The organism is Dactylosporangium sp. NPDC049525 (assembly GCF_040676755.1).
Lineage (GTDB): Bacteria > Actinomycetota > Actinomycetes > Mycobacteriales > Micromonosporaceae > Dactylosporangium.
Genome location: NZ_JBFAPO010000074.1, coordinates 1 through 19,861, shown reverse-complemented (window position 1 = coordinate 19,861; position 19,861 = coordinate 1). Strand labels below are relative to the sequence as shown.

Annotated in this window: 18 protein-coding genes and 1 tRNA gene; 4 read left to right on the top strand and 15 right to left on the bottom strand. The window is 71.3% G+C overall.

Annotated elements, in window-relative coordinates:
• Window positions 1-29: 29 nt before the first annotated feature.
• Window positions 30-1,001 (bottom strand): UDP-glucose 4-epimerase GalE, encoded by a 972-nt coding sequence (galE, locus tag AB0K00_RS50950; protein ID WP_363537971.1) that lies wholly within the window; start codon window positions 999-1,001, stop codon window positions 30-32.
• Between the two features lie 85 nt (window positions 1,002-1,086).
• Between galE and AB0K00_RS50945 the strand changes: the two genes are divergently transcribed.
• Window positions 1,087-1,869 carry a hemolysin family protein gene (locus AB0K00_RS50945; protein WP_363537969.1) on the top strand — a complete coding sequence of 261 codons (783 nt, stop codon included), beginning with the start codon at window positions 1,087-1,089 and terminating at the stop codon, window positions 1,867-1,869.
• Between the two features lie 92 nt (window positions 1,870-1,961).
• Here AB0K00_RS50945 and cysN read toward each other — a convergent pair whose 3' ends face one another.
• The 9 genes from cysN to AB0K00_RS50900 all read right to left on the bottom strand — a co-directional run bounded on the left by cysN (window position 1,962) and on the right by AB0K00_RS50900 (window position 11,549).
• Window positions 1,962-3,251, bottom strand: a complete 1,290-nt coding sequence (gene cysN, locus AB0K00_RS50940; RefSeq protein WP_363537967.1) for a sulfate adenylyltransferase subunit CysN — start codon at window positions 3,249-3,251, stop codon at window positions 1,962-1,964.
• 1 nt (window position 3,252) lies between these two features.
• Complete coding sequence (gene cysD, locus AB0K00_RS50935; RefSeq protein WP_363537966.1) at window positions 3,253-4,161, bottom strand: sulfate adenylyltransferase subunit CysD; 909 nt, start codon at window positions 4,159-4,161, stop codon at window positions 3,253-3,255.
• Window positions 4,162-4,179: 18 nt separating this feature from the next.
• The gene (locus tag AB0K00_RS50930; protein ID WP_363537964.1) at window positions 4,180-5,019 is read right to left on the bottom strand and encodes an inositol monophosphatase family protein; all 840 of its coding nucleotides are present in this window, start codon (window positions 5,017-5,019) and stop codon (window positions 4,180-4,182) included.
• The gene (locus tag AB0K00_RS50925) at window positions 5,019-7,115 is read right to left on the bottom strand and encodes a sugar transferase (RefSeq protein ID WP_363537962.1); all 2,097 of its coding nucleotides are present in this window, start codon (window positions 7,113-7,115) and stop codon (window positions 5,019-5,021) included. The genes AB0K00_RS50930 and AB0K00_RS50925 overlap by 1 nt, the downstream gene beginning before the upstream one ends.
• Before the next feature lie 134 nt (window positions 7,116-7,249).
• A complete protein-coding gene (pth, locus tag AB0K00_RS50920; RefSeq protein ID WP_363537960.1) occupies window positions 7,250-7,837 on the bottom strand; it encodes an aminoacyl-tRNA hydrolase in 588 nt (195 codons plus the stop codon).
• Window positions 7,838-7,990: 153 nt separating this feature from the next.
• Window positions 7,991-8,617: a 50S ribosomal protein L25/general stress protein Ctc gene (locus AB0K00_RS50915; RefSeq protein ID WP_363537958.1), complete on the bottom strand. Its 627-nt coding sequence runs from the start codon at window positions 8,615-8,617 to the stop codon at window positions 7,991-7,993.
• Between the two features lie 328 nt (window positions 8,618-8,945).
• Window positions 8,946-9,926, bottom strand: coding sequence for a ribose-phosphate diphosphokinase (locus AB0K00_RS50910; protein ID WP_363537956.1), 981 nt, complete (start codon window positions 9,924-9,926; stop codon window positions 8,946-8,948).
• Between the two features lie 34 nt (window positions 9,927-9,960).
• Window positions 9,961-11,430: a bifunctional UDP-N-acetylglucosamine diphosphorylase/glucosamine-1-phosphate N-acetyltransferase GlmU gene (gene glmU, locus AB0K00_RS50905; RefSeq protein WP_363537954.1), complete on the bottom strand. Its 1,470-nt coding sequence runs from the start codon at window positions 11,428-11,430 to the stop codon at window positions 9,961-9,963.
• A gap of 44 nt (window positions 11,431-11,474) precedes the next feature.
• Window positions 11,475-11,549: transfer RNA gene (locus tag AB0K00_RS50900), tRNA-Gln, on the bottom strand.
• 231 nt (window positions 11,550-11,780) lie between these two features.
• On the opposite strand from AB0K00_RS50900, the gene AB0K00_RS50895 reads away from it, so the two are divergent.
• Window positions 11,781-12,773, top strand: a complete 993-nt coding sequence (locus AB0K00_RS50895; protein WP_363537952.1) for an acyl-CoA desaturase — start codon at window positions 11,781-11,783, stop codon at window positions 12,771-12,773.
• A gap of 80 nt (window positions 12,774-12,853) precedes the next feature.
• Window positions 12,854-13,456: a TetR/AcrR family transcriptional regulator gene (locus tag AB0K00_RS50890; protein WP_363538021.1), complete on the top strand. Its 603-nt coding sequence runs from the start codon at window positions 12,854-12,856 to the stop codon at window positions 13,454-13,456.
• Between the two features lie 31 nt (window positions 13,457-13,487).
• On the opposite strand, the gene AB0K00_RS50885 is transcribed toward AB0K00_RS50890, so the two are convergent.
• The 5 genes from AB0K00_RS50885 to AB0K00_RS50865 all read right to left on the bottom strand — a co-directional run bounded on the left by AB0K00_RS50885 (window position 13,488) and on the right by AB0K00_RS50865 (window position 18,472).
• Window positions 13,488-13,985: a DUF4383 domain-containing protein gene (locus AB0K00_RS50885; RefSeq protein WP_363537950.1), complete on the bottom strand. Its 498-nt coding sequence runs from the start codon at window positions 13,983-13,985 to the stop codon at window positions 13,488-13,490.
• Between the two features lie 20 nt (window positions 13,986-14,005).
• A complete protein-coding gene (locus AB0K00_RS50880; protein ID WP_363537948.1) occupies window positions 14,006-15,808 on the bottom strand; it encodes an ABC-F family ATP-binding cassette domain-containing protein in 1,803 nt (600 codons plus the stop codon).
• A complete protein-coding gene (locus AB0K00_RS50875; RefSeq protein WP_363538019.1) occupies window positions 15,809-16,708 on the bottom strand; it encodes a 4-(cytidine 5'-diphospho)-2-C-methyl-D-erythritol kinase in 900 nt (299 codons plus the stop codon).
• Between the two features lie 61 nt (window positions 16,709-16,769).
• Window positions 16,770-17,618 carry a 16S rRNA (adenine(1518)-N(6)/adenine(1519)-N(6))-dimethyltransferase RsmA gene (rsmA, locus tag AB0K00_RS50870; protein WP_363537946.1) on the bottom strand — a complete coding sequence of 283 codons (849 nt, stop codon included), beginning with the start codon at window positions 17,616-17,618 and terminating at the stop codon, window positions 16,770-16,772.
• Window positions 17,615-18,472, bottom strand: coding sequence for a TatD family hydrolase (locus AB0K00_RS50865; protein ID WP_363537944.1), 858 nt, complete (start codon window positions 18,470-18,472; stop codon window positions 17,615-17,617). Before AB0K00_RS50865 ends, rsmA begins: the two co-directional genes overlap by 4 nt.
• An 81-nt stretch (window positions 18,473-18,553) precedes the next feature.
• On the opposite strand from AB0K00_RS50865, the gene AB0K00_RS50860 reads away from it, so the two are divergent.
• Window positions 18,554-19,762 carry a hypothetical protein gene (locus tag AB0K00_RS50860; protein WP_363537942.1) on the top strand — a complete coding sequence of 403 codons (1,209 nt, stop codon included), beginning with the start codon at window positions 18,554-18,556 and terminating at the stop codon, window positions 19,760-19,762.
• The last annotated feature ends 99 nt before the right edge of the window (window positions 19,763-19,861 follow it).

The following is a 19,861-nucleotide window of genomic DNA, read 5'->3' as shown; positions in this document are numbered from 1 at the left end:
CTCAGTAGCCGCCCAGCCGCTCAGCCGCCTCAGCTGCGGATGAAGTCCCAGGCGTCCTGGACCATCGTGGCCAGCTCCGCGTGCTGCGGGGTCCAGGACAGCTCGCGCTTCGCCTTGTCCGACGCCGCGACGAGCTGTGCGGGGTCACCGGGGCGGCGGGGCGCCATCTCCACCGGGACCGGGTGGCCAGTGACCTCGCGGACCACCTCGACGACCTGGCGGTTGGAGAAGCCGGTGCCGTTGCCGAGGTTGTACACGCGGTGGCCGGGGCCGTCCATCGTGGCCAGGGCGAGCAGGTGGGCGGTGCCCAGGTCACCGACGTGGATGTAGTCGCGGATGTTGGTGCCGTCGGGGGTGTCGTAGTCGTCGCCGAAGAGCTGGAGCTTCTCGCGGCGGCCGAGGGCGACCTGCAGGGCGATCGGGATCAGGTGGGTCTCGGGGTCGTGCCGTTCGCCGATCATCGATCCGTCGGGGCGGCGCAGCGCGCCGGCAACGTTGAAGTAGCGCAGGCTGACGGCGGAGATGCCGTGGCCGACGGCCTCGCCGGTGAGCGCGTGGTCGGCGGCCAGCTTCGAGGTCGCGTACGGGTTCGGCGGCCGCACCGCGGCGGTCTCCGGGATCGGCACGACGTCGGGGTCGCCGTAGACGTTGGCGGTGGAGGAGAAGACCAGGCGGCGGGTGCCGGCGGCGCGCATCGCGTCGAGCAGCAGCAGCGTGCCGACGGTGTTGTTCTCCCAGTACTTCTCGGGCTTCTGCACGCTCTCGCCGGCGGCGATGAACGCGGCGAAGTGCAGCACGCCGTCGAACCCGGCGTCGCGGGTCAGCACGTCACCGATCGCGTCGTGCACCCGGCCCCTGACGAAGGCGGCACCCTTCGGCACGGACGACTCGTGACCGGTGGAGAGGTCGTCGAGCACTGTCACGTCGTGACCGGCGTCGAGCAGCAGGGCGGTGACGACGCTGCCGATGTAGCCGGCGCCCCCGGTGACGAGCAGTTTCACGGAGTTCCTCCAAAAGTCATCAGGAACCAACAAATTTACACGTCCGAGGTGAACGGTGGAGTGCCCGGCACCTACAATTTCGGGCATGCCGGAGCTTGGCCCCGGAACCATCAGGCAAACCGTGGCGGGCGTGCTGAGCCGCTGGGCGCAACGTCTTCACGCTACCAACGAGTCCTCGGACGTCAGCGAGGCAGAGCTGCGCACGCTGATCGCCAGCGGCACCGGCACCGGCCACGTCCGTGAGGTGATGGTCCCGCGCACCGAGGTCCTGTTCCTGGACGCCGGGCTGACGGTCGCGGAGGCGGTGACGCAGGTGCGCGCCACCCGCCACTCCCGGTTTCCCGTGATCGACGGCGACCAGGATGACGTGCTCGGCTTCGTGCACGTGCGCGACCTGACGCTGCTGCCCGTGGTCGACCCGTTCCTGCGGCTGCGGGAGCTGACCCGCGAGGTGAAGCGGCTGCCGGCGAGCAAGCGCGTCCTGGCCGCACTGTCCGAGATGCGCCGGGAGGGCCACCACCTCGCGGTCGTCATGGACGAATACGGCGGCACAGCCGGCATCGTGACCCTGGAGGACCTCATCGAGGAGCTCGTCGGCGAGATCCACGACGAGTACGACGCGCCACCCCAGCCGGACGAGTCCGCCGAGGTCGATGGCCGGCTGAACCTCGCCGACCTGGCGGAGCGCACCGGCCTGACGCTGCCCACCGGCCCGTACGAGACCGTGGCCGGCTTCGTCATGGCCCGCCTGGGCCGCCTGCCTCGCATGGGTGACGAGGTCAGGCACGACGGCTGGCACCTGCGCGTCGCCACCGTTGAAGGCCGCCGGGTGGCGCGGGTGTCAGTGATCCGCCCGCGCCAGCTCTAACTTGCTCCGTCGGCTTCGCCAGCGGTTCCGTGGGGGGCTGCACCTCCCCACACCCCCCATGCTCCGCTCCGCTACGCACTCGTGCCTTTTGCTCAGCCGGCCTCGATGATCATGCCGGCGCCGACGGTGCGGTTGCTGGCCTCGTCGATGATGATGAAGCCGCCGGTGGTGCGGTTGCGGCGGTACTGGTCGGCGAGCAGCGGCACCGTGGTGCGGAGCTTGACCCGGCCGATCTCGTTGAGCGCGAGCGACGTCGCCGACTCGTCGCGGTGCAGCGTGTTGACGTCGAGCCGGTATTGCAGGCCACGGACCACGGCACGGGCCGAGCGGGTCGTGTGCTTGATCGAATACTTGGCGCCGACCGTCAGCGGGCGGGTCTCGTCCATCCAGCAGATCATCGCCTCGATGTCCTGGGCGACCGCCGGTGCGTTGTTCGGCCGGCAGATCAGGTCACCGCGGGCGATGTCGATCTCGTCGGCGAGCCGGATCGTCACCGACATCGGCGGGTAGGCCTCCTGCAGCGGCCCGTCGGCGGTCTCGATGTGCGTGATCTTCGTGGTGAAGCCCGACGGCAGGACCATGACCTCGTCGCCGGGCTTCAGGACACCCGAGGCGACCTGTCCGGCGTAACCGCGGTAGTCCGCGATCGTGGTGGACTGCGGGCGGATCACGTATTGCACCGGGAAGCGCACGTCGACCAGGTTGCGGTCCGAGGCGATGTGCACGTGCTCCAGGTGGTGCAGCAGCGACGGCCCCTCGTACCACGACATCTTCTCGGACCTGGTGACCAGGTTGTCGCCGTGCAGCGCCGAGATCGGGATGACCGTCAGGTCGGGCGCGTCGAGCTTCGCCGCGAACGAGGTGAACTCGTCGGCGATGCGCTCGTACACCTCCTGCGAGTAGTCGACGAGATCCATCTTGTTGACGCACAGCACCAGGTGCGGCACCCGCAGCAGCGAGCACAGGAAGGCGTGCCGCCGGGACTGCTCGACCAGGCCCTTGCGGGCGTCGACCAGGATCAGCGCCAGATCGGCGGTGGACGCACCGGTGACCATGTTGCGCGTGTACTGGATGTGCCCCGGCGTGTCGGCGATGATGAACTTCCGCCGCGGGGTGGCGAAGTACCGGTAGGCCACGTCGATCGTGATGCCCTGCTCCCGCTCGGCCCGCAGGCCGTCGGTGAGCAGCGCGAGGTTGGTGTATTCGTCGCCACGGGAGCGTGAGGTGGCCTCGACCGCCTCCAGCTGGTCCTCGAAGATGGCCTTCGAGTCGAACAGCAGCCGGCCGATCAGGGTCGACTTGCCGTCGTCGACGGAGCCGGCGGTCGCGAACCGCAGCAGGTCCATCTGCCGCTGGGCGGGAGTCTCAACAACGGCGGTCATCTTAGAAGTACCCCTCACGCTTGCGGTCTTCCATGGCCGCCTCGCTGACCTTGTCATCGCCCCGGGTCGCGCCGCGCTCCGTGATCCGGGTGGCGGCGACCTCGTCGATGACCTTGTCGATCGTGTCCGCGTCGCTGCGGACCGCCGCGGTGCAGGAGGCGTCGCCGACGGTGCGGTAACGGACCTGCTCCACGAACGGCGTCTCGCCCGCCTTCAGCGGCAGGAACTCATTGACGGCGTAGAGCATGCCGCCGCGGTCGACGACCTCACGGTCGTGCGCGTAGTAGATGTCGGGCAGGTCGATGCCCTCGCGGGCGATGTAGTGCCAGACGTCCAGCTCGGTCCAGTTGGACAGCGGGAACACCCGGATCGACTCGCCGGGGGCGATGCGGGCGTTGTAGAGCCCCCACAGCTCGGGCCGCTGGTTGCGCGGGTCCCATTGACCGAAGTCGTCCCGGAAGCTGAAGACGCGCTCCTTGGCGCGGGCCTTCTCCTCGTCGCGCCGGGCACCGCCGAACAGCGCGTCGAAGCGGTACTTCTCGACCGCCTCGAGCAGGACCGGGGTCTGGATCCGGTTGCGCATGCCGTCGCCGGACTCGCGCACCAGGCCGCTGTCGATCGCCTCCTGGACGCTGGCCACGATGAGCTGCACGTTGAGCTCGGTGACGCGGCGGTCACGGTAGGCGAGGACCTCCGGGAAGTTGTGACCCGTGTCGACGTGCATGACCGGGAACGGGATCCGCGCAGGTGCGAACGCCTTCTCGGCGAGGCGGAGCATGACGATCGAGTCCTTGCCGCCGGAGAACAGCAGAACCGGCCGCTCGAACTCGGCGACCACCTCACGCATGATGAACAGGCTCTCGGCCTCGAGAGCGTCCAGATGCGAGACGCGGTAGGGCGCGCGACTCATGGTTGGCGAAACCTTTCCCTAGGAAGCGACAGACGCGCTGATCGCGGCCAGCAACTGAGGCGCCAGTGCCTTCCGACACACCACGAGGTCAGGCAGCCGTGGGTCGGGCTGGTTGTATTCCAACGTAGTCCCGTCGATCCGGGAAGCGTGCAGGCCCGTGGCGACCGCCACAGCGACCGGGGCGGCGGAGTCCCACTCGTACTGGCCGCCGGCGTGGACATAGGCGTCGACCGCACCGTCGATCACCGCGGCGATCTTCGCACCGGCGGAGCCCATCGGCACCAGCTCGATCGGCAGCCGCTCGGCCAGCGCGGCGAGCAGCGCCGGCGGGCGGGTGCGGCTGGCCGCGAGGCGGATCGGCTCGCCCTGCACCCCGGGCATCGGGGGGAACGGCGGCGGCGCGTCGGTGCCGAGGACGCAGTGCTGCGCCGGCAGGGCCACCGCGCCGGCGAGGAGCCGGCCCCAGCCGACGGCGCGCTCCGGCTGCGGGGTGCCGTCGCCGGCATACTCGGTGATCCGCGCGGACGTGCGCCCCCACAGGGCGACGTGGACCGCCCAGTCGGCGCGGCCCTCCTCACCGAACTCGCGGGTGCCGTCGAGCGGGTCGACGATCCAGACGCGGTCGGCGCTGAGCCGGGTGGCGCTGTCGGCGCCTTCCTCGGACAGCACCGCGTCGGCCGGGCGCCAGCGCTCCAGCTGGGCGACCAGCAGCTCGTGCGACAGCTGGTCACCCGCCTTGCGCAGGGCGGCGGGGTCGGAATACCCCATCTCCTCGCGCAGCTTCAACAGCAGGTCGCCCGCGCGCTGGGCCAGCCAGCGGGCGAACCCGCCGTCGGTGGCGGGTGGCAGATCGGTCATCAGTACGCTCCAGCCCCTCGGGTCACCGCGCTCAACGTCCGCAGCATGATCACCAGGTCGAGCGACAGCGACCAGTTCTCCACATACTGCAGGTCGAGGCGGACCGCTTCGTCCCACGATAGGTCCGACCGGCCGGACACCTGCCAGAGGCCGGTCATCCCGGGCCGCACGGCCAGCCTGCGCCGGGCGTCGTCCGGATACACGGCGACCTCCTCCGGCAACGGCGGGCGCGGCCCGACCAGTGACATGCTGCCCCCGAGCACGTTGAGCAGCTGGGGCAGCTCGTCGAGCGAAAACTTGCGCAGAAGCCGCCCGACGCGGGTGACCCGTGGGTCATTGCGCAGTTTGAACAGTGCGCCGTCGACTTCATTGAGGTGCCGCAGCTCGGCGAGGCGGGCTTCGGCGTCCAGGTGCATTGTGCGGAACTTGACGATCACGAACTCACGACCGTCTTTGCCCACTCGTACTTGACGAAACAGTACCGGCCCTCGTGACTCCGCGCGAACTGCGAGCGCCAGACCAGCCAGAAGTGGACTCAACGCGATCAGCAACATGACCGCGCCGACCCGGTCCACCACCGCCTTCAGCACCCGCCTCGCGCCGGTGAGCGTGGGATGCTCGACGTGCAGCATCGGCAGGCCGTCGACGGGCCGGATCGTGGTCCGGCTGCCGGCGACGTCGATCAGGGTGCTCGCCACGATCAGGTCGATGTCGTCGCGCTCCAGGCGCCAGGCGAGCCGGCGCAGCGCGTGCCCGTCCAGCTCCGGGCACGACAGCACCAGCACCGTGTCGGCCCTGGCCTGGCGCACCGCGCCGGCGATCTCGTCGAACGTGCCCAGCACCGGCACGTCCGGCACGCTGCCCTCGTTCGCGAGGCAGGCGCCGACGACCTTCAGGCCGTGATACCGCTCCCGGCGCAGCTGGCTGGTCATCGCCTCGACCGCCAGCTCGTGGCCGACGACCACGACCCGCCGCATGCAGGCGCCGCGCGTCTTGCGGGCCCGGTGCAGCAGCTGCCGCAGCACGAACCGTGAGACCAGGCATCCCGACGTGACCAGCGGCAGCGCCACCACGAACCAGCCACGGGCGATGGAGATCTCCGCGGCGTAGGCGCCGACGATGGTCGCGGCGGTCAGCGCCAGGCCGGCCCGCAGCACCCGCTGGTACTCGTCGGTCCCGACGAACAGGTAGCGCTTCTCGTAGGCGCGGTTCGCGGCGAGTGTCGCGGTGAAGGCGACCGGTAGGAGGGCGGACAGCAGCGCGTAGCGGCTGTTGTAGTTGGTCAGGACCGAGCCGAACCGGACCTCGAACGCGACCAGCCCGGCGAGCACGCCGATCACGGTGTCGATCAGCAGCAGGGTCCGCAGGTAGCGGCCCTCCCACGCCCAGCGGGCCCGGTGCCGGGGCGCCCTGGCGGGTTCGGTCACCGGTTCGGCGGGCTTCGCGGCCGGCACGAACGTGGCCGCCCGGCCGACGGCCTCCTCGACCTCGGCTTCGAGCTGGGCGGACACGTGCGCGGGCGGGACGGGCGGCCCGGGGGCCGGCGAGACGGGGGCGACGGTCCGCGCGGCCGCCGACGGCAGTCGCTCGGGGCGCCGCGGGACGGTGCCCATCGGGCTGGGCCGCCGCCGGATCACCTGCCGCTCGACGGTGTCGGCCCGCTGGACCGGCTCCGCGGCCTTGACCCGCTGGACCGGCTCCGCGACCTTGACCCTGACCACGGGCTCCGCGGCCTTGGCCCGCGTCACGGGCTCCGCGACCTTGACCCTGGTCACGGGCTCCGCGGCCTTCACGTCGCCGGTGCCGGGCCGGTGGTCGGCCTGCAGGGCGTTGCTCTGCCGTTCGGGCCGGCGCAGGCCACCGGAGCGCTCGTCGCGGCGGAGACCACCCGGCCGTTCCTCCCAGCGGAGGCCGGTGGGGCGCTCTTCGCGGCGAGTGCCGGCGGGGCGCTCCTCGCGGGCCGGGGCACCGGTGCGCTCGTCGCGGCGCGGGCCGGCGATGCGGTCCTCGCGGCGCAGGCCGCCGGGGCGGTCCTCGGGGCGGAGATGGGCCGGGCGGTGGAAGCCGTCCCGCGTTCGCCCGCTGTCGACCGCCACGCACGCCTCCTCAAGTCCGCCTTCTTTGCAAAAGGTGCGACTTGGAGTACAACGTGCAACTCGGACATGCGTCACGGCGACACACGGATCGGCATGCAAGGTTCAGACCGGACGGACGATGGACAACGGGGCTCTTACGACGCGTGATACTGGTTCTGCGCCGGCTCGAGCCCGCGCTCGATTACCATCTCCACGGCGTCCGCGGCCCGGTCGATGAAGAAGTCGAGCTCCTTGCGCTCCACCGTGGTGAAGTCCGACAGCACGAAGTCCGCCGGGTTCTGCCGGCCGGGCGGGCGGCCGATGCCGAACCGGACCCGCACGTAGTCCTTGCTGCCCAGCGACGTCGACATGGACCGCAGCCCGTTGTGGCCGCCCTCGCCGCCACCCTGCTTGAGCCGCAACTGCTCGTAGGGCACATCGAGCTCGTCATGCACGGCGATCACCTGGGCGACCGGCACCTTGTAGAACTGGGCCAGCCCGGCGACCGGGCCGCCGGACAGGTTCATGAAGGTCAGCGGCTTCACCAGCACGATCCGCGGTCCGCCGATGCGCAGGCGGCCTTCTGCCACTTCGGCGGCCACCCGCCGGTGCCGGGAGAACCGCAGCCCGGCCCGCTGCGCGATCAGGTCGGCAACCATGAAGCCGATGTTGTGGCGGTGGCGGGCGTACTCCGGGCCTGGATTGCCCAGCCCGACGATCAGCCAGGGCGCGGTGTCCGTCATCGGGTCCCCTCACAAGGCTCAGTGGAAGCGCAGCTTCCATGGGGGGTGTGGGGTGGCGCAGCCCGCCACGGAGCCGCGAGGCGCCAGCCTCGGGGAGCTGAAAACAGCAAGGCCGCGGGTGCCGTCAGGCGCCCGCGACCTTGACATGACGACTCAGGCGTCGGCCGGCTCCGGGGTCGCCTCGGCCTCGGCGGGCTCGGCCGTCTCGGCGGCCTCGCCCTCGAGTGCCTCGGCGGTCGGGGCGCCGGTGACGACGGCGATGACGAGGCCCGGGTCGGCGGCCAGCTCGGACCCGGCGGGGAGCTGCACGTCGCCGGCGGTGACGTGGCTGCCGGCATCGAGGCCCGCGATGGAGACCTCGACGAACTCGGGCAGCTTGGTCGCGTCGGCGAGGATGGCGAGGGTGGTGTTCTCCACCATGACGAGGGTGTCGCGGGCGGCCTCACCGGTCAGGTGGACCGGGATCTCGACGGTGACCTTCTCGCCACGGCGCACGACGAGCAGGTCGACGTGCTCGTAGGTGTCCTTGATCGGGTCGCGCTGGATCGCCTTCGGCAGGGCGAGCGCGGTGCCGCCGCCGGTGATCTCAATGTTGAAGATCTGGTTCTTGCCGCCGTGCCGGATGGCGGCGGCGAACTCGCGGGCGGGGAGGGCGATGTGGCGGGGCGCTTCGCCGTGGCCGTACAGCACGGCGGGCACCTTGCCGGCCCGGCGCGTGCGGCGGGCACCACCCTTGCCGAACTCGGTGCGGGGCTCGGCGCTGATCTTTACCTCGGACACGGCAAAAACTCCTGATGCGGTTGTGCGGCGGGCACCGGCCGGCGCGACCGGTAACAGTTGTCGTAGTGCGGCGCTCGGGCGAGGAGGCGCACGGGGCACAGGCCCGGAGCACCGCGTCGATCACGGAGCCCACATGGCCGTCATGCTGAACCGGCGAAGACCGCTTCCGCGGTGGTCACTGGAACGCACGCCCGGCCCTTGGAGCACCCTCGCCGTGGCAACCGCACTAGCTTACCCGAGACTCCCGATCACCCTCACATCGCACCCGTCCGGTTGTGCAGATCACGCGCCCGTGTCAACCGGACGGGCCGCGGCACCCGCCGAAAAATCAGGACAGGCCGCCGAAAAGGGTCGTGACCGACCCGTCGTCGAACACCTCGCGGATGGCCCGGGCCAGCAGCGGGGCGATCGAGAGCTGAGTGATCTTGTCGACCTTCTTGTCACCCGGCAGTGGCAACGTGTTGGTCACCACGATCTCGCTGATCCGGCTGGCGTCGAGCCGGTCGCAGGCCGGGTCCGACAGCACCGCGTGGGTGGCGGCGACCACGACGTCGGCGGCGCCCTCGTTGAAGAGGATGTCGGCGGCGCCGACGATCGTGCCGCCGGTGTCGATCATGTCGTCGACGATCAGGCAGACCCGGCCCTCGACCTCGCCGACGACCCGGTTGGCGACGATCTGGTTGGGCTTCATCGGGTCGCGGGTCTTATGGATGAAGGCGAGGGGGCAGCCGCCGAGGCGGTCCGTCCAGCGCTCGGCGACCCGGACCCGGCCCGAGTCGGGCGCGACGACCGTGATCGGGCGCCCGGCGTATTTGGCCTCGATGTGGTCGGCGAGGGTGTTCATCGCGAACAGGTGGTCGACCGGGCCGTCGAAGAAGCCCTGGATCTGCGCGGTGTGCAGGTCCACGGTGAGGATCCGGTTGGCGCCGGCGGTCTTGAGCAGGTCGGCGACCAGCCGGGCGGAGATCGGCTCGCGGCCGCGGTGCTTCTTGTCCTGCCGTGCGTACGGGTAGAACGGCAGGACCACCGTGATCCGCTTGGTCGAGCCGCGCTTGAGCGCGTCGACCATGATCAGGCACTCCATCAACCAGTCGTTGATCGGCGCGACCATCGACTGCACGACGAACGCGTCCGAGCCGCGCACCGACTCCCGGTAGCGGATGAAGATCTCCCCGCTGGCGAAGTCGTAGGCGTCCATCGGTGTCGGCTCGACGCCGAGCACCGCCCCGATCTCCTCAGCGAGCGCGGGAAACCCGCGTCCGGAGAAGAGCATGAGGTTCTTGCGGTTCTCCGAACTGATGCTGGCCATTAGGGTCGCCCGCTCCCGGATCTCGTGGTTGGGCTCATTGTTCGTCGCGCGGCCCCACGTCGGCCACCTGACCGGGGAGGACGTGGTTTTGTTCACGTGCGAGGGCGTCGCGCGCGGCCTGCGCGGCGGCTGTGCCAGGTCGCTTGCGCTCGACCCAGCCCTCGATGTTGCGCTGGTGGGCCCGGGACACCCCGAGCGCGCCCGGTGGCACGTCCTTGGTGATCACGCTGCCGGCCGCGGTGTAGGCGCCGTCGCCGATGTGCACCGGCGCGACGAACATGTTGTCGGCGCCGGTCCGTGCGTGCGCGCCGATCACCGAGCGGCGCTTCTGCACCCCGTCGTAGTTGACGAAGACGCTCGCGGCGCCGATGTTGGTGCCCTCGCCGATCTCGGCGTCGCCGACGTAGGACAGGTGCGGGACCTTCGCGCCGTCGCCGACGGTGGCGGCCTTGGTCTCCACGAACGTGCCGATCTTCGACTTGCGCCCGAGCCTGGTGCCGGGGCGCAGATAGGCGAACGGCCCGACCGACGCCTGCGGCCCGATCTCGGAGGACAGCGCGTGGGTCCGCACGACGGTGGCGCCGTCGCCGACGACCACGTCGATGAGGCTGGTGTCGGGGCCGACCACCGCGCCCTCGCCGATGCGGGTCGCGCCGCGCAGGTGGGTGTTGGGCTCGACGACGGCGTCCCGCGAGAGGGTGACGGTGACGTCGATCCAGGTGGTCGCCGGGTCGATGATCGCGACGCCGGCACGCATCCACTCGTCGTTGATCCGGTCCCGCATGATCGCCCGCAGCCCGGCGAGCTGGGCGCGGTCGTTGGCGCCCAGCGTCTCTGTCGCGTCCGGGGCGCGGTGCGCGACGATCGGCGCGCCGGCCGCGGCGAGCAGGCCGATGACGTCGGTGAGGTACTCCTCGCCCTGCTCGTTGTCGGTGGAGAGCTTGCCGAGCATCTCGCGCAGCCGCTCGGCGTCGAACACGTACACCCCCGAGTTGATCTCGTGGATGGCCCGCTGGGCGGGTGTCGCGTCGCGCTCCTCGACGATGGCGGTGAACTCGCCGCCCTTGTTGCGCACGATGCGGCCGAGCCCGGTGGGGTCGGTGACCTCGGCGGTCAGGACGGTGGCGGCGGCCTTGGTGTTCTCGTGCGTGTGGACGAGCGCGCTGAGCGTCTCCGCGCGCAGCAGCGGGGTGTCGCCGCCGAGCACGACGACGGTCCCGGTGAGGTCGGGCGTCTCGTCCAGGGCGATGCGCACGGCGTGGCCGGTGCCACGCTGCTCGATCTGGGTGACCGGCACGGCGGCCGGGGCGACCTGCTCCAGGTGGGCTCGGACCAGCTCACCGCCGTGGCCGACGACCACGGTGGCGGATCCGCCGATCGCCTCCTCGGCGGCGGCGAGCACGTGGCCCACCAGGGTCCGGCCGAGCAGCGGGTGCAGCACCTTGGGCAGGGCGGACTTCATCCGCTTTCCCTCGCCGGCGGCCAGGATGATCACATTTCGCACGGGCGCGCTCCTCGACGGTGTCGGTGCGCCTCATCGTAGTCAGGTGGCTGGGGTGCCAGGATTCGAACCTGGACTGCGAGGCTCCAAAGGCCTGCGGGCTGCCGTTACCCCACACCCCAAAGATCTGCCTGTGCAGCCTACCGGTCGCCGGAATCCGACTCGTATCGAGGCACGGTTTGCTCACCCATCGGACGGTCTGGCCGATTCTTCTGGATGAAGATCACACAAGACGGCGGGTAATCAGCTTGACACGGAGCTCGTATGGCGAACCTACGCTCCCGTAAGTTACGGTGACGTAAGCGTAGCCCGTCGATCTCCCCCCGCCCGGCGAAGAGCCTGTGAGAGGTGCCATGTCCGCTGTACTCCTTGATCCCGTTCCAGGTCAGACCTCCGAACGCGGGCCAAAAGCCCTGACCGAGGGCCGCCAGAGCATCGGGATTTTGGTTGCCCTCTGGGGCTTCGTGGTCCTGCCGTTCGTCGCCATCCTGGCGGCCGTTCCCGTCGCGTGGGGGTGGGGCCTCACCTGGCTCGACGTCGCGCTTGGCACGGTCTTCTACGTGATCGGCGGGCTCGGCATCGGCTCGGGCTTCCACCGGTATCTCACCCACGGCGCCTTCAAGGCCAACCGGGGGCTGCGCGTCGCGCTGACGATCGCCGGCAGCACCGCGATCGAGGGCAGCCCCACCCAGTGGGTCGCCGACCACCGCCGCCACCACGCGTATTCCGATCGCGAGGGCGACCCGCACTCGCCGTGGCGCTTCGGGGAGTCCTTCGGCGGCCTGGTGAAGGGGCTGTTCTACGCCCACGTGGGCTGGCTGTTCTTCCGCGAGCTGTCCAACCGGGAGCGCTTCGCCCCCGATCTGCTCGCCGACAAGGACATCCGCCGCATCGACAAGGCGTTCCCGGTGATCGTCGTCCTGTCGGCCACGCTGCCGGCGATCATCGCCGGCCTGGTCACCTGGTCGTGGCAGGGCGCGCTGTCGGCGTTCTTCTGGGCCGGCCTGGTCCGCATCGGCCTGCTGCACCACGTGACCTGGTCGATCAACTCGATCTGCCACGTCTACGGCGAGCGCCCGTTCGAGACCCGCGACGGCGACAAGGCCAGCAACTTCTGGCCCCTGGCGATCCTGTCCTTCGGCGAGAGCTGGCACAACCTGCACCACGCCGACCCGACCTGCGCCCGCCACGGGGTCGACAAGGGCCAGATCGACATCAACGCCCGGCTGATCTGGATCTTCGAGAGGCTCGGCTGGGCCACCGACGTGCGCTGGCCGAAGCGTGACCGGCTCGATGCGAAGCGGGTCGCCGCCGCTAGTGGCCCTGCTGGCACGATGAGCGGGTGACCGACCTTCCGGAGGAGCCACCGCCCGTTCAACGACCGAGCCCACCGCCGCCGCCGGCACTGCCGAAGTCACGGGTCAGGATGTCCGCCGCCCAGCGCCGTGAGCAGCTCATCGTCATCGGACGGAAGCTGTTCGCGGAGCGGGGATTCGACGCCACCTCCATCGAGGAGGTGGCGTCGCGTGCGAAGGTCTCCAAACCCGTCGTCTACGAGCACTTCGGCGGCAAGGAGGGGCTTTACGCGGTGGTCGTGGACCGCGAGGTCCGCAACCTGCTCGACCGGATCACCAACGCGCTGACCGCGGGCCACCCGCACGAGCTGCTCGAGCAGGCGGCCCTGGCGCTGCTGGACTACATCGAGAACGAGACCGACGGCTTCCGGGTCCTGGTCCGCGAGTCCCCGGTGATGTCGCCCACCGGCAACTTCATGAGCGTCCTCAACGATGTCGCGCACCAGGCCGAACACATACTGGGCTCGGAGTTCAAACGCCGCGGCTTCGACCCGAAGCTCGCCGAGCTCTACTCGCAGGCCCTCGTCGGGATGGTCGCGCTGACCGGCCGGTGGTGGCTGGAGGTGCGCAAGCCGCGCAAGGAGGTCGTCGCGGCCCACCTGGTCAACCTCGCGTGGAACGGGCTGTCCAACATGGAGGGCAAACCGACCCTCGTCACCAGGCAGGGCAAGTAGCTGAAGGCGGCGCCGCCGGCGCCGCCTTCACTCACGCGCCGCCGGCGCCGCCTTCGCTCACCGCGACGCGGGCGCCGTGCCGGAAGTGCTCCTCGGCCTCCGCGTCCGAAGCGCTGCCGACCCGGTCGTAGAGGCTCGCGACGCCGGTGATGCCCGCGAGGATGAACGTGACGATCACGTTGACCATCGAGAACGCGAAGATGTTGGCCTCGGTCTGCATCAGCGCGAGCGAGCCCATGCCGACGATCGTCAGCACGATCCCGGCGAGCTGGTTGATGTAGTGGGCCAGGTTGCGGCCGATGAGGTTGGCACCGAGCACGACGACCCCGGCGACCAGCGACAGCAGCGCGAAGGCGGCGTTGGTGCGCAGCCCCAGCACCCACTCCGCCTTGTCCTGGGTGAAGAAGTCGTTCCCCGACGTCTGGGCGAAGCCGACCACGCCGAAGACCAGCATGTAGAGGCCCGCAACGACGCAAAGCAGCCGGTACAGGGGCCGGAGGTGGTGGTTGATCGGAAAGTGAGCGGCCATGACCGCATTCTAGGACGGGGTCATCCGGCGATCTCGGCGAGGGCGAGCCATTGCTCCTCGATGAGCGCGATCTCCTCCCGTACCGCGCGCAACTCCGCGTCCAGAGCGGTGATCCGGGTGTAGTCGGTGGCGTGCTCCGCCAGCTGGGCGTGCAGCGCCGCCTCCTTCTGGGTGAGCCGGTCCATGCTGCGCTCCAGCTTGGACAGTTCCTTCTTCGCGGCCCGCGCGTCCTTGTCCGACGCGCGCAGGTCGGCGGCCTTCTCCCGGCTGAGCGCCGGCGCCGGGTTCGTGCCCGCGCCGAAGCCCTCCCCCTCACCGGCGATGCGCTCAAGGTATTCGTCGACGCCGCCGGGCAGGTGCACGAGCTTCCCGTCGCCGAACATGCCGTAGACCACGTCGGCGACCCGCTCGACCAGGTACCGGTCGTGGCTGGCCACCACGATCGTGCCCGGCCACGAGTCGAGCAGGTCCTCGAGCGCGGCGAGGGTGTCGATGTCCAGGTCGTTGGTCGGCTCGTCGAGCAGCAGCACGTTGGGCTCCGCGGCGAGCAGGCGCAGCAGCTGCAGCCGGCGGCGCTCGCCACCGGAGAGGTCGGCGACCGGCGTCCAGACCCGGGCGCCGCTGAAGCCGAAGACCTCCGCCAGCTGCGACGCGGTCAGCTCCCGGTCGCCGAGCTTGACCCGCTTGGCGACCTCCTCGACGGCCTCGAGCAGCCGCAGCCCGGCCGGCAGCTCCTTGAGCTCCTGCGACAGGAACGCGGCCCGCACGGTGCTGCCGCGCACGAACCGGCCGCCGTCAGGATCGCGGACCCCGGCGAGCACGCGCAGCAGCGTCGTCTTGCCGGCCCCGTTGGCGCCCAGGATCGCGATCCGGTCGCCGGGGCCGACCAGCCAGTCCACCCCGGACAGCAGGGCCCGCTCGCCGACCCGCAGGTCCACCTTGGACAGTTCGTAGACCTGCTTGCCCAACCGGGTGACGGCCATGCGCTGCAACGACACGGTGTCCCGGGCCGGCGGCACGTCGGCGATCAGCGCGTTGGCCGCGTCGATGCGGAACTTCGGCTTGCTGGTGCGGGCCGGCGGGCCGCGCCGCAGCCAGGCGATCTCCTTGCGCAGCAGGTTCTGCCGCCGGGACTCGGTCTCGGCGGCGACCCGCAGCCGCTCCGCCCGGGCCAGGGTCCAGGCGGCGTAGCCACCCTCGTAGGCGCGCACGGTGGCGTCGGCGACCTCCCACGTGGTCGTGCAGACCGCGTCGAGGAACCAGCGGTCGTGGGTGACGACCATGAGCGCGCCGCGGCGCTGCAGCAGGTGCCGCGCCAGCCAGGCGATGCCGGCGACGTCGAGGTGGTTGGTGGGCTCGTCGAGGATCAGCAGGTCCGACGGGCGCACCAGCAGCGCGGCGATGGCGATGCGCCGCCGCTCGCCGCCGGACATCGGCCCGACCGGCGCGTCCAGGCCCAGGTGCGGCATGCCGAGCCCGTTGAGCACGGTGCGCACGCCGGCGTCGCCGGCCCACTCGTGCTCCGCGGCGAACGCGGCGGGCAGCCAGGCGGTGCCGATGATGACGTCGCGGACGGTCGCCGTGGGCGGCAGGTCCAGGGCCTGCGGCAGGGCGGCGACCCGCAGGTCACGCCGGTGGGTGACGCGGCCCTCGTCGGGCTCGTCGGCCTTGGTGAGCATCCGCAGCAGGGTGGTCTTGCCGGCCCCGTTGAGCCCGACGACGCCGATCCGGTCGGCGTCGTCGACGCCGAGCGACACCTCGTCGAAGATCCGGCCCGCGGGGTAGGTCTTGCCGACCTTGTCCAGGTTGATGATGTTGGCCATCTACAGCACTCTCGCTCCGGGCACGGGACCGACGGCGGTGCGCACCGCGCGGCAGCAGTTGGCGGCCTCCAGGTCCGCCGCGAGCAGCGCGGCGTGCCTGGCGTCCTCGGCCAGGAAGACGATCGTCGGCCCGGAGCCGGACACCAGTCCGGCGAGCGCGCCGGCGTCGATCCCCGCGTCCACCACCCCTTGCAGCTCCGGACGCAGGTGCAGCGCGGCGGCCTGCAGGTCGTTGGCCAGGTGGGCGGCGAGCAGGTCGGGGTCGCGCTGGCGCAGCGCGGCGAGCAGCCCGTCGGGCGGCCCGGCCTCGCTGTGCGCGCCCAGCTCGTCGAACGTCTTGTACACCGTCGGCGTGGAGAGCCCCTCCTCGGCGACGGCGAGCACCCAGTGCCACGCGTGCCCGCCGGTCAGGATCGGGCTGACCAGCTCGCCGCGGCCGGTGCCCAGCGCGGTGCCGCCCAGGACCAGGAACGGGATGTCCGAGCCTAGGGCCGCACCAATGCCGGCCAGGTCGTCGCGGGACAGCCCGGTCCCCCACAGCTGGTCGCAGGCGACCAGCGCGGCGGCCGCGTCGGCGCTGCCGCCGGCCAGGCCCGCGGCGATCGGGATCTGCTTCTTCAGGTGCAGCCGGGCGTGCGGGTCGTGGCCCGTCTCATCCGCCAGTGCCCGCGCGGCCCGCATGACGAGGTTGTCCTCGCCGAGCGACAGCTGGCCGGTCCCCTCGCCTTCCATGGTGAGGGTCAGCGTGTCGCCGCGGCGGGCGGTGATCTCGTCGTAGAGCCCGATCGCGTGGTACACCGTGGTCAGCTCGTGAAAGCCGTCGGCACGCGCCGGGCCGACGTGCAGGTGCAGGTTGATCTTCGCGGGTACGCGGACCCGGACGGGCCCGTGCGCGGCCAGGCGCGGCCGGTCGAACTCCTCGTCATCGTCGGAGAAGAGCGGCTCGGTCACGTGGTGCACCCTACCTGGGCGACGGGTGTGCCTGCCGCTGGCTCGCGATGCGGGTGAAGTCCTGCACCGTAAGCTGCTCCCCGCGGGCGCCCGGATCGACCTGCGCGGCGCGCAGGATCCGCTCCGCGACGTCGGGCCCGCCGGCCCATCCCGCGAGCGCGGCCCGCAACGTCTTGCGGCGCTGGGCGAACGCGGCGTCCACGACGGCGAACGTCTCCTTGCGGTCGGCGCCTTCGGGTGGCTCCCGCCGCGTGAACGCCACCAGGCCCGAGTCGACGTTCGGCACCGGCCAGAACACGCTCGGCGACACCTTGCCGGCCAGCTTCGACGTCGCGTACCAGGCGAGCTTCACGCTCGGCACGCCGTAGACGCGACCCCCGGGGCCGGCAACGAGCCGGTCCGCGACCTCCTTCTGCACCATGACCAGGCCCTTGCGCAGCGACGGCAGGGTCGCCAGGAGGTGCAGCACGACGGGCACGGCGACGTTGTACGGCAGGTTCGCCACCAGCGCGGTCGGCTCCTGGTCCACGGTCACCCGCAGCGCGTCGCCCTCGATCACGTGCAGCCGGTCCGCGTGCTCCGGGGCGAACCGGGCCACCGTGCCGGGCAGGGCCTTCGCCAGTACCGGATCGATCTCGACGGCACACACGGTCTTCGTCGCCTCGAGCAGGCCGAGGGTGAGGGAGCCGAGTCCCGGGCCCACTTCCAGGGCCACGTCGTCGTCGGTGAGCTCGGCGGCGCGCACGATCCGCCGGACCGTGTTGGGGTCGTGGACGAAGTTCTGTCCCAGCTGCTTGGTCGGCCGCATCCCCAGCGACGCGGCGAGCTCCCGGATCTCGGCCGGCCCGAGCAGCGTCATCGCCACTCGCCGAACGCGCGGGTGCCGTTGGCGGAGATGGCCGCGCACAGCGCGTCCAGGTCGTGCCCGGTCACCTCGGCGAGGGCGCGGACCGTCAGCGGGATCAGGTAGCTGGCGTTCGGCCGGCCGCGAAACGGCGTCGGAGTCAGGAACGGCGCGTCGGTCTCCACGAGCAGCCCGTCCAGCGGCGTGATCGCCGCCGCGGCCCGCAGGTGCTTCGCGTTGCCGAAGGTGAGGGTGCCGGCGAAGCTCAGCAGGAAGCCGCGGTCCAGGCACTCCCGGGCGAACACCTCGTCGCCGGAGAAGCAGTGCATGACGACCTGGTCCGGGGCGCCCTCCTCGTCCAGCACGCGCAGGATGTCGTCGTGCGAGTCACGGTCGTGGATGACGAGGGTCTTGCCGTGCCGCTTCGCGATCCCGATGTGCGCCCGGAAGCTCTCGTGCTGGGCCTTGCGGCCGTCGTCGCCGGTGCGGAAGTAGTCCAGCCCGGTCTCGCCGATCCCCCGGACCCGCGGGTGCGCGGCGAGCCGCTCGATCTCCCGCAGCGCCCCGTCCAGGTCGTTGAGGCGGGGGGCGTCGTTCGGGTGCAGGGCGACCGTCGCCACCACCCCCGGGTGCTCCTCGGCCACCTGTACCCCCCACTGCGACGACGGCACGTCGACCCCGACCTGCACGAGCCGGTCGACACCGGCGGCGGCTGCCAGGGCGATGGCATCTGCTACGGTCGATGGACCGCCGACTCCGTCGTCCTCGAGGGTGATGTCGATGTGGGTGTGGCTGTCCAGCACCGGGACCGGCAGCGGCTCGGGCGGCGGAGGGAACGTGCCCTCGCGACTGTGTTTTCTCGCACTCATCGGGCACAAGCATGCCACCCCCGGTCCGGCGTTCACGATTCGTTCACCTGGGCAACACCACCCCGCCTTAGCGTCGCGAATGTGACAGTGATCGGGCATGCGGAAGGATCGGCGACCCACAGCGTGACCCTCGACGGGACGACCTACCCGGCCGAGGAGATCGCACAGGGCGCCGCGTACGAGGTGTACGCGACACAACCCGCCCCCGGCTTCCTGCCCAACCCGCGGCCGGGTGCCCGCTGGCCGTTCCGGCGGTTCGTGCACGCCACCGAGGTCGCCGCGGCCATGTCCGGCTTCTCGGGCTTCGAGGACCAGCCGCTGCTGATGCCGGTCACCCGCACCCTGGACTGGGCCGGCCTGCACAAGCTCACGCAGACCCCGTCCGCCGCCGCCCAGCTCGTCCCGATCCGCCGCACCGCGGTCATCCGCCGCGGCACCCGCATGATCAAATTCCTGACGGGCCGGCAGCTCGGCGGCCATCTGCGCGGCTGGCCGATCAGCGGCTTCTGCTACCGCGCCTTCGACGTCGCCCACCTGCGCACCCCGATGGACCTGGCGATCCTCAGCGGCGGCATCCCGGAGTCCGACGGCGGGGTCGTCTTCGCGATCCGCTGGCGGGCGGTCGACGAGTGGGACTACGAGGTGCCCCTCGCCGACTCGTACGGCGGCCTCGTCTCCATGCCACCGCACGACCGGCTCGGCTCCCCCGTCATCGGCACCGGCTTCGCCCCGAGCGGCCGGCACATCGTGCCCGAGTTCGTCACCCGCGACCTGGCCGAGCTCCCGGTCCCGGCGAACACCTCACTGGTCGCCTACACCGGCGACGGCACCGAGGTGACGCTGTACACGTACCTGCCGGAGCAGCGCGCCTGGAGCCGCATGCACGGCCCGCAATGGCGCCACCTGCTGCCCGACACCATCGCCACCGACCAGGAGTACTTCCCGGCCGCCACGCCGCTGGCCCGCTACGTGGGCCGCTACCGCGACAACGTGTACGAGGCGATCGTCGACCCGCCGGGTGAGTTCCGGGTCGCGGCGAAGACCCGCGCCGCCCGCTACCCCCTGGACGCCCTGGCCCGCCGCGTCCCGTCCGCGAACTGGCGCGACGCGCGCTGCACCGTCATCCGCGAGGAGGGCGACTGGCTCCGCCTGCGCCTCAGCCGCCCGGACGGCGACCAGGTCGCCCGCCTCGGCGCCCACTGCGTCGAACGCGGCCTCTACGAGGCCTGGGCCCCCTCCGCCGAAGTCATCGACGCCCGCGAGGACGACCACTGGTTCGACCTGAGCTAGCTGTGCTAGCTGGGCCGCCGCTGGCGCGGCGTCCCGGCGGGGGGTTCCCACCCCGCACCCCCCATGCGACGCTGCGCGCCGCACGCAAGCCTGTTTCTT

Excerpts from the sequence above, each read along its gene's own strand:
- AB0K00_RS50865 (WP_363537944.1), bottom strand. The coding sequence starts at position 18,472 with ATGAGTGCGAGAAAACACAGTCGCGAGGGCACGTTCCCTCCGCCGCCC.
- AB0K00_RS50885 (WP_363537950.1), bottom strand. The coding sequence starts at position 13,985 with ATGGCCGCTCACTTTCCGATCAACCACCACCTCCGGCCCCTGTACCGG.
- AB0K00_RS50890 (WP_363538021.1), top strand. The coding sequence starts at position 12,854 with ATGTCCGCCGCCCAGCGCCGTGAGCAGCTCATCGTCATCGGACGGAAG.
- AB0K00_RS50895 (WP_363537952.1), top strand. The coding sequence starts at position 11,781 with ATGTCCGCTGTACTCCTTGATCCCGTTCCAGGTCAGACCTCCGAACGC.
- AB0K00_RS50880 (WP_363537948.1), bottom strand. The coding sequence starts at position 15,808 with ATGGCCAACATCATCAACCTGGACAAGGTCGGCAAGACCTACCCCGCG.
- AB0K00_RS50945 (WP_363537969.1), top strand. The coding sequence starts at position 1,087 with ATGCCGGAGCTTGGCCCCGGAACCATCAGGCAAACCGTGGCGGGCGTG.
- AB0K00_RS50930 (WP_363537964.1), bottom strand. The coding sequence starts at position 5,019 with ATGACCGATCTGCCACCCGCCACCGACGGCGGGTTCGCCCGCTGGCTG.
- rsmA (WP_363537946.1), bottom strand. The coding sequence starts at position 17,618 with ATGACGCTGCTCGGGCCGGCCGAGATCCGGGAGCTCGCCGCGTCGCTG.
- pth (WP_363537960.1), bottom strand. The coding sequence starts at position 7,837 with ATGACGGACACCGCGCCCTGGCTGATCGTCGGGCTGGGCAATCCAGGC.
- cysN (WP_363537967.1), bottom strand. The coding sequence starts at position 3,251 with ATGACCGCCGTTGTTGAGACTCCCGCCCAGCGGCAGATGGACCTGCTG.
- cysD (WP_363537966.1), bottom strand. The coding sequence starts at position 4,161 with ATGAGTCGCGCGCCCTACCGCGTCTCGCATCTGGACGCTCTCGAGGCC.
- AB0K00_RS50910 (WP_363537956.1), bottom strand. The coding sequence starts at position 9,926 with ATGGCCAGCATCAGTTCGGAGAACCGCAAGAACCTCATGCTCTTCTCC.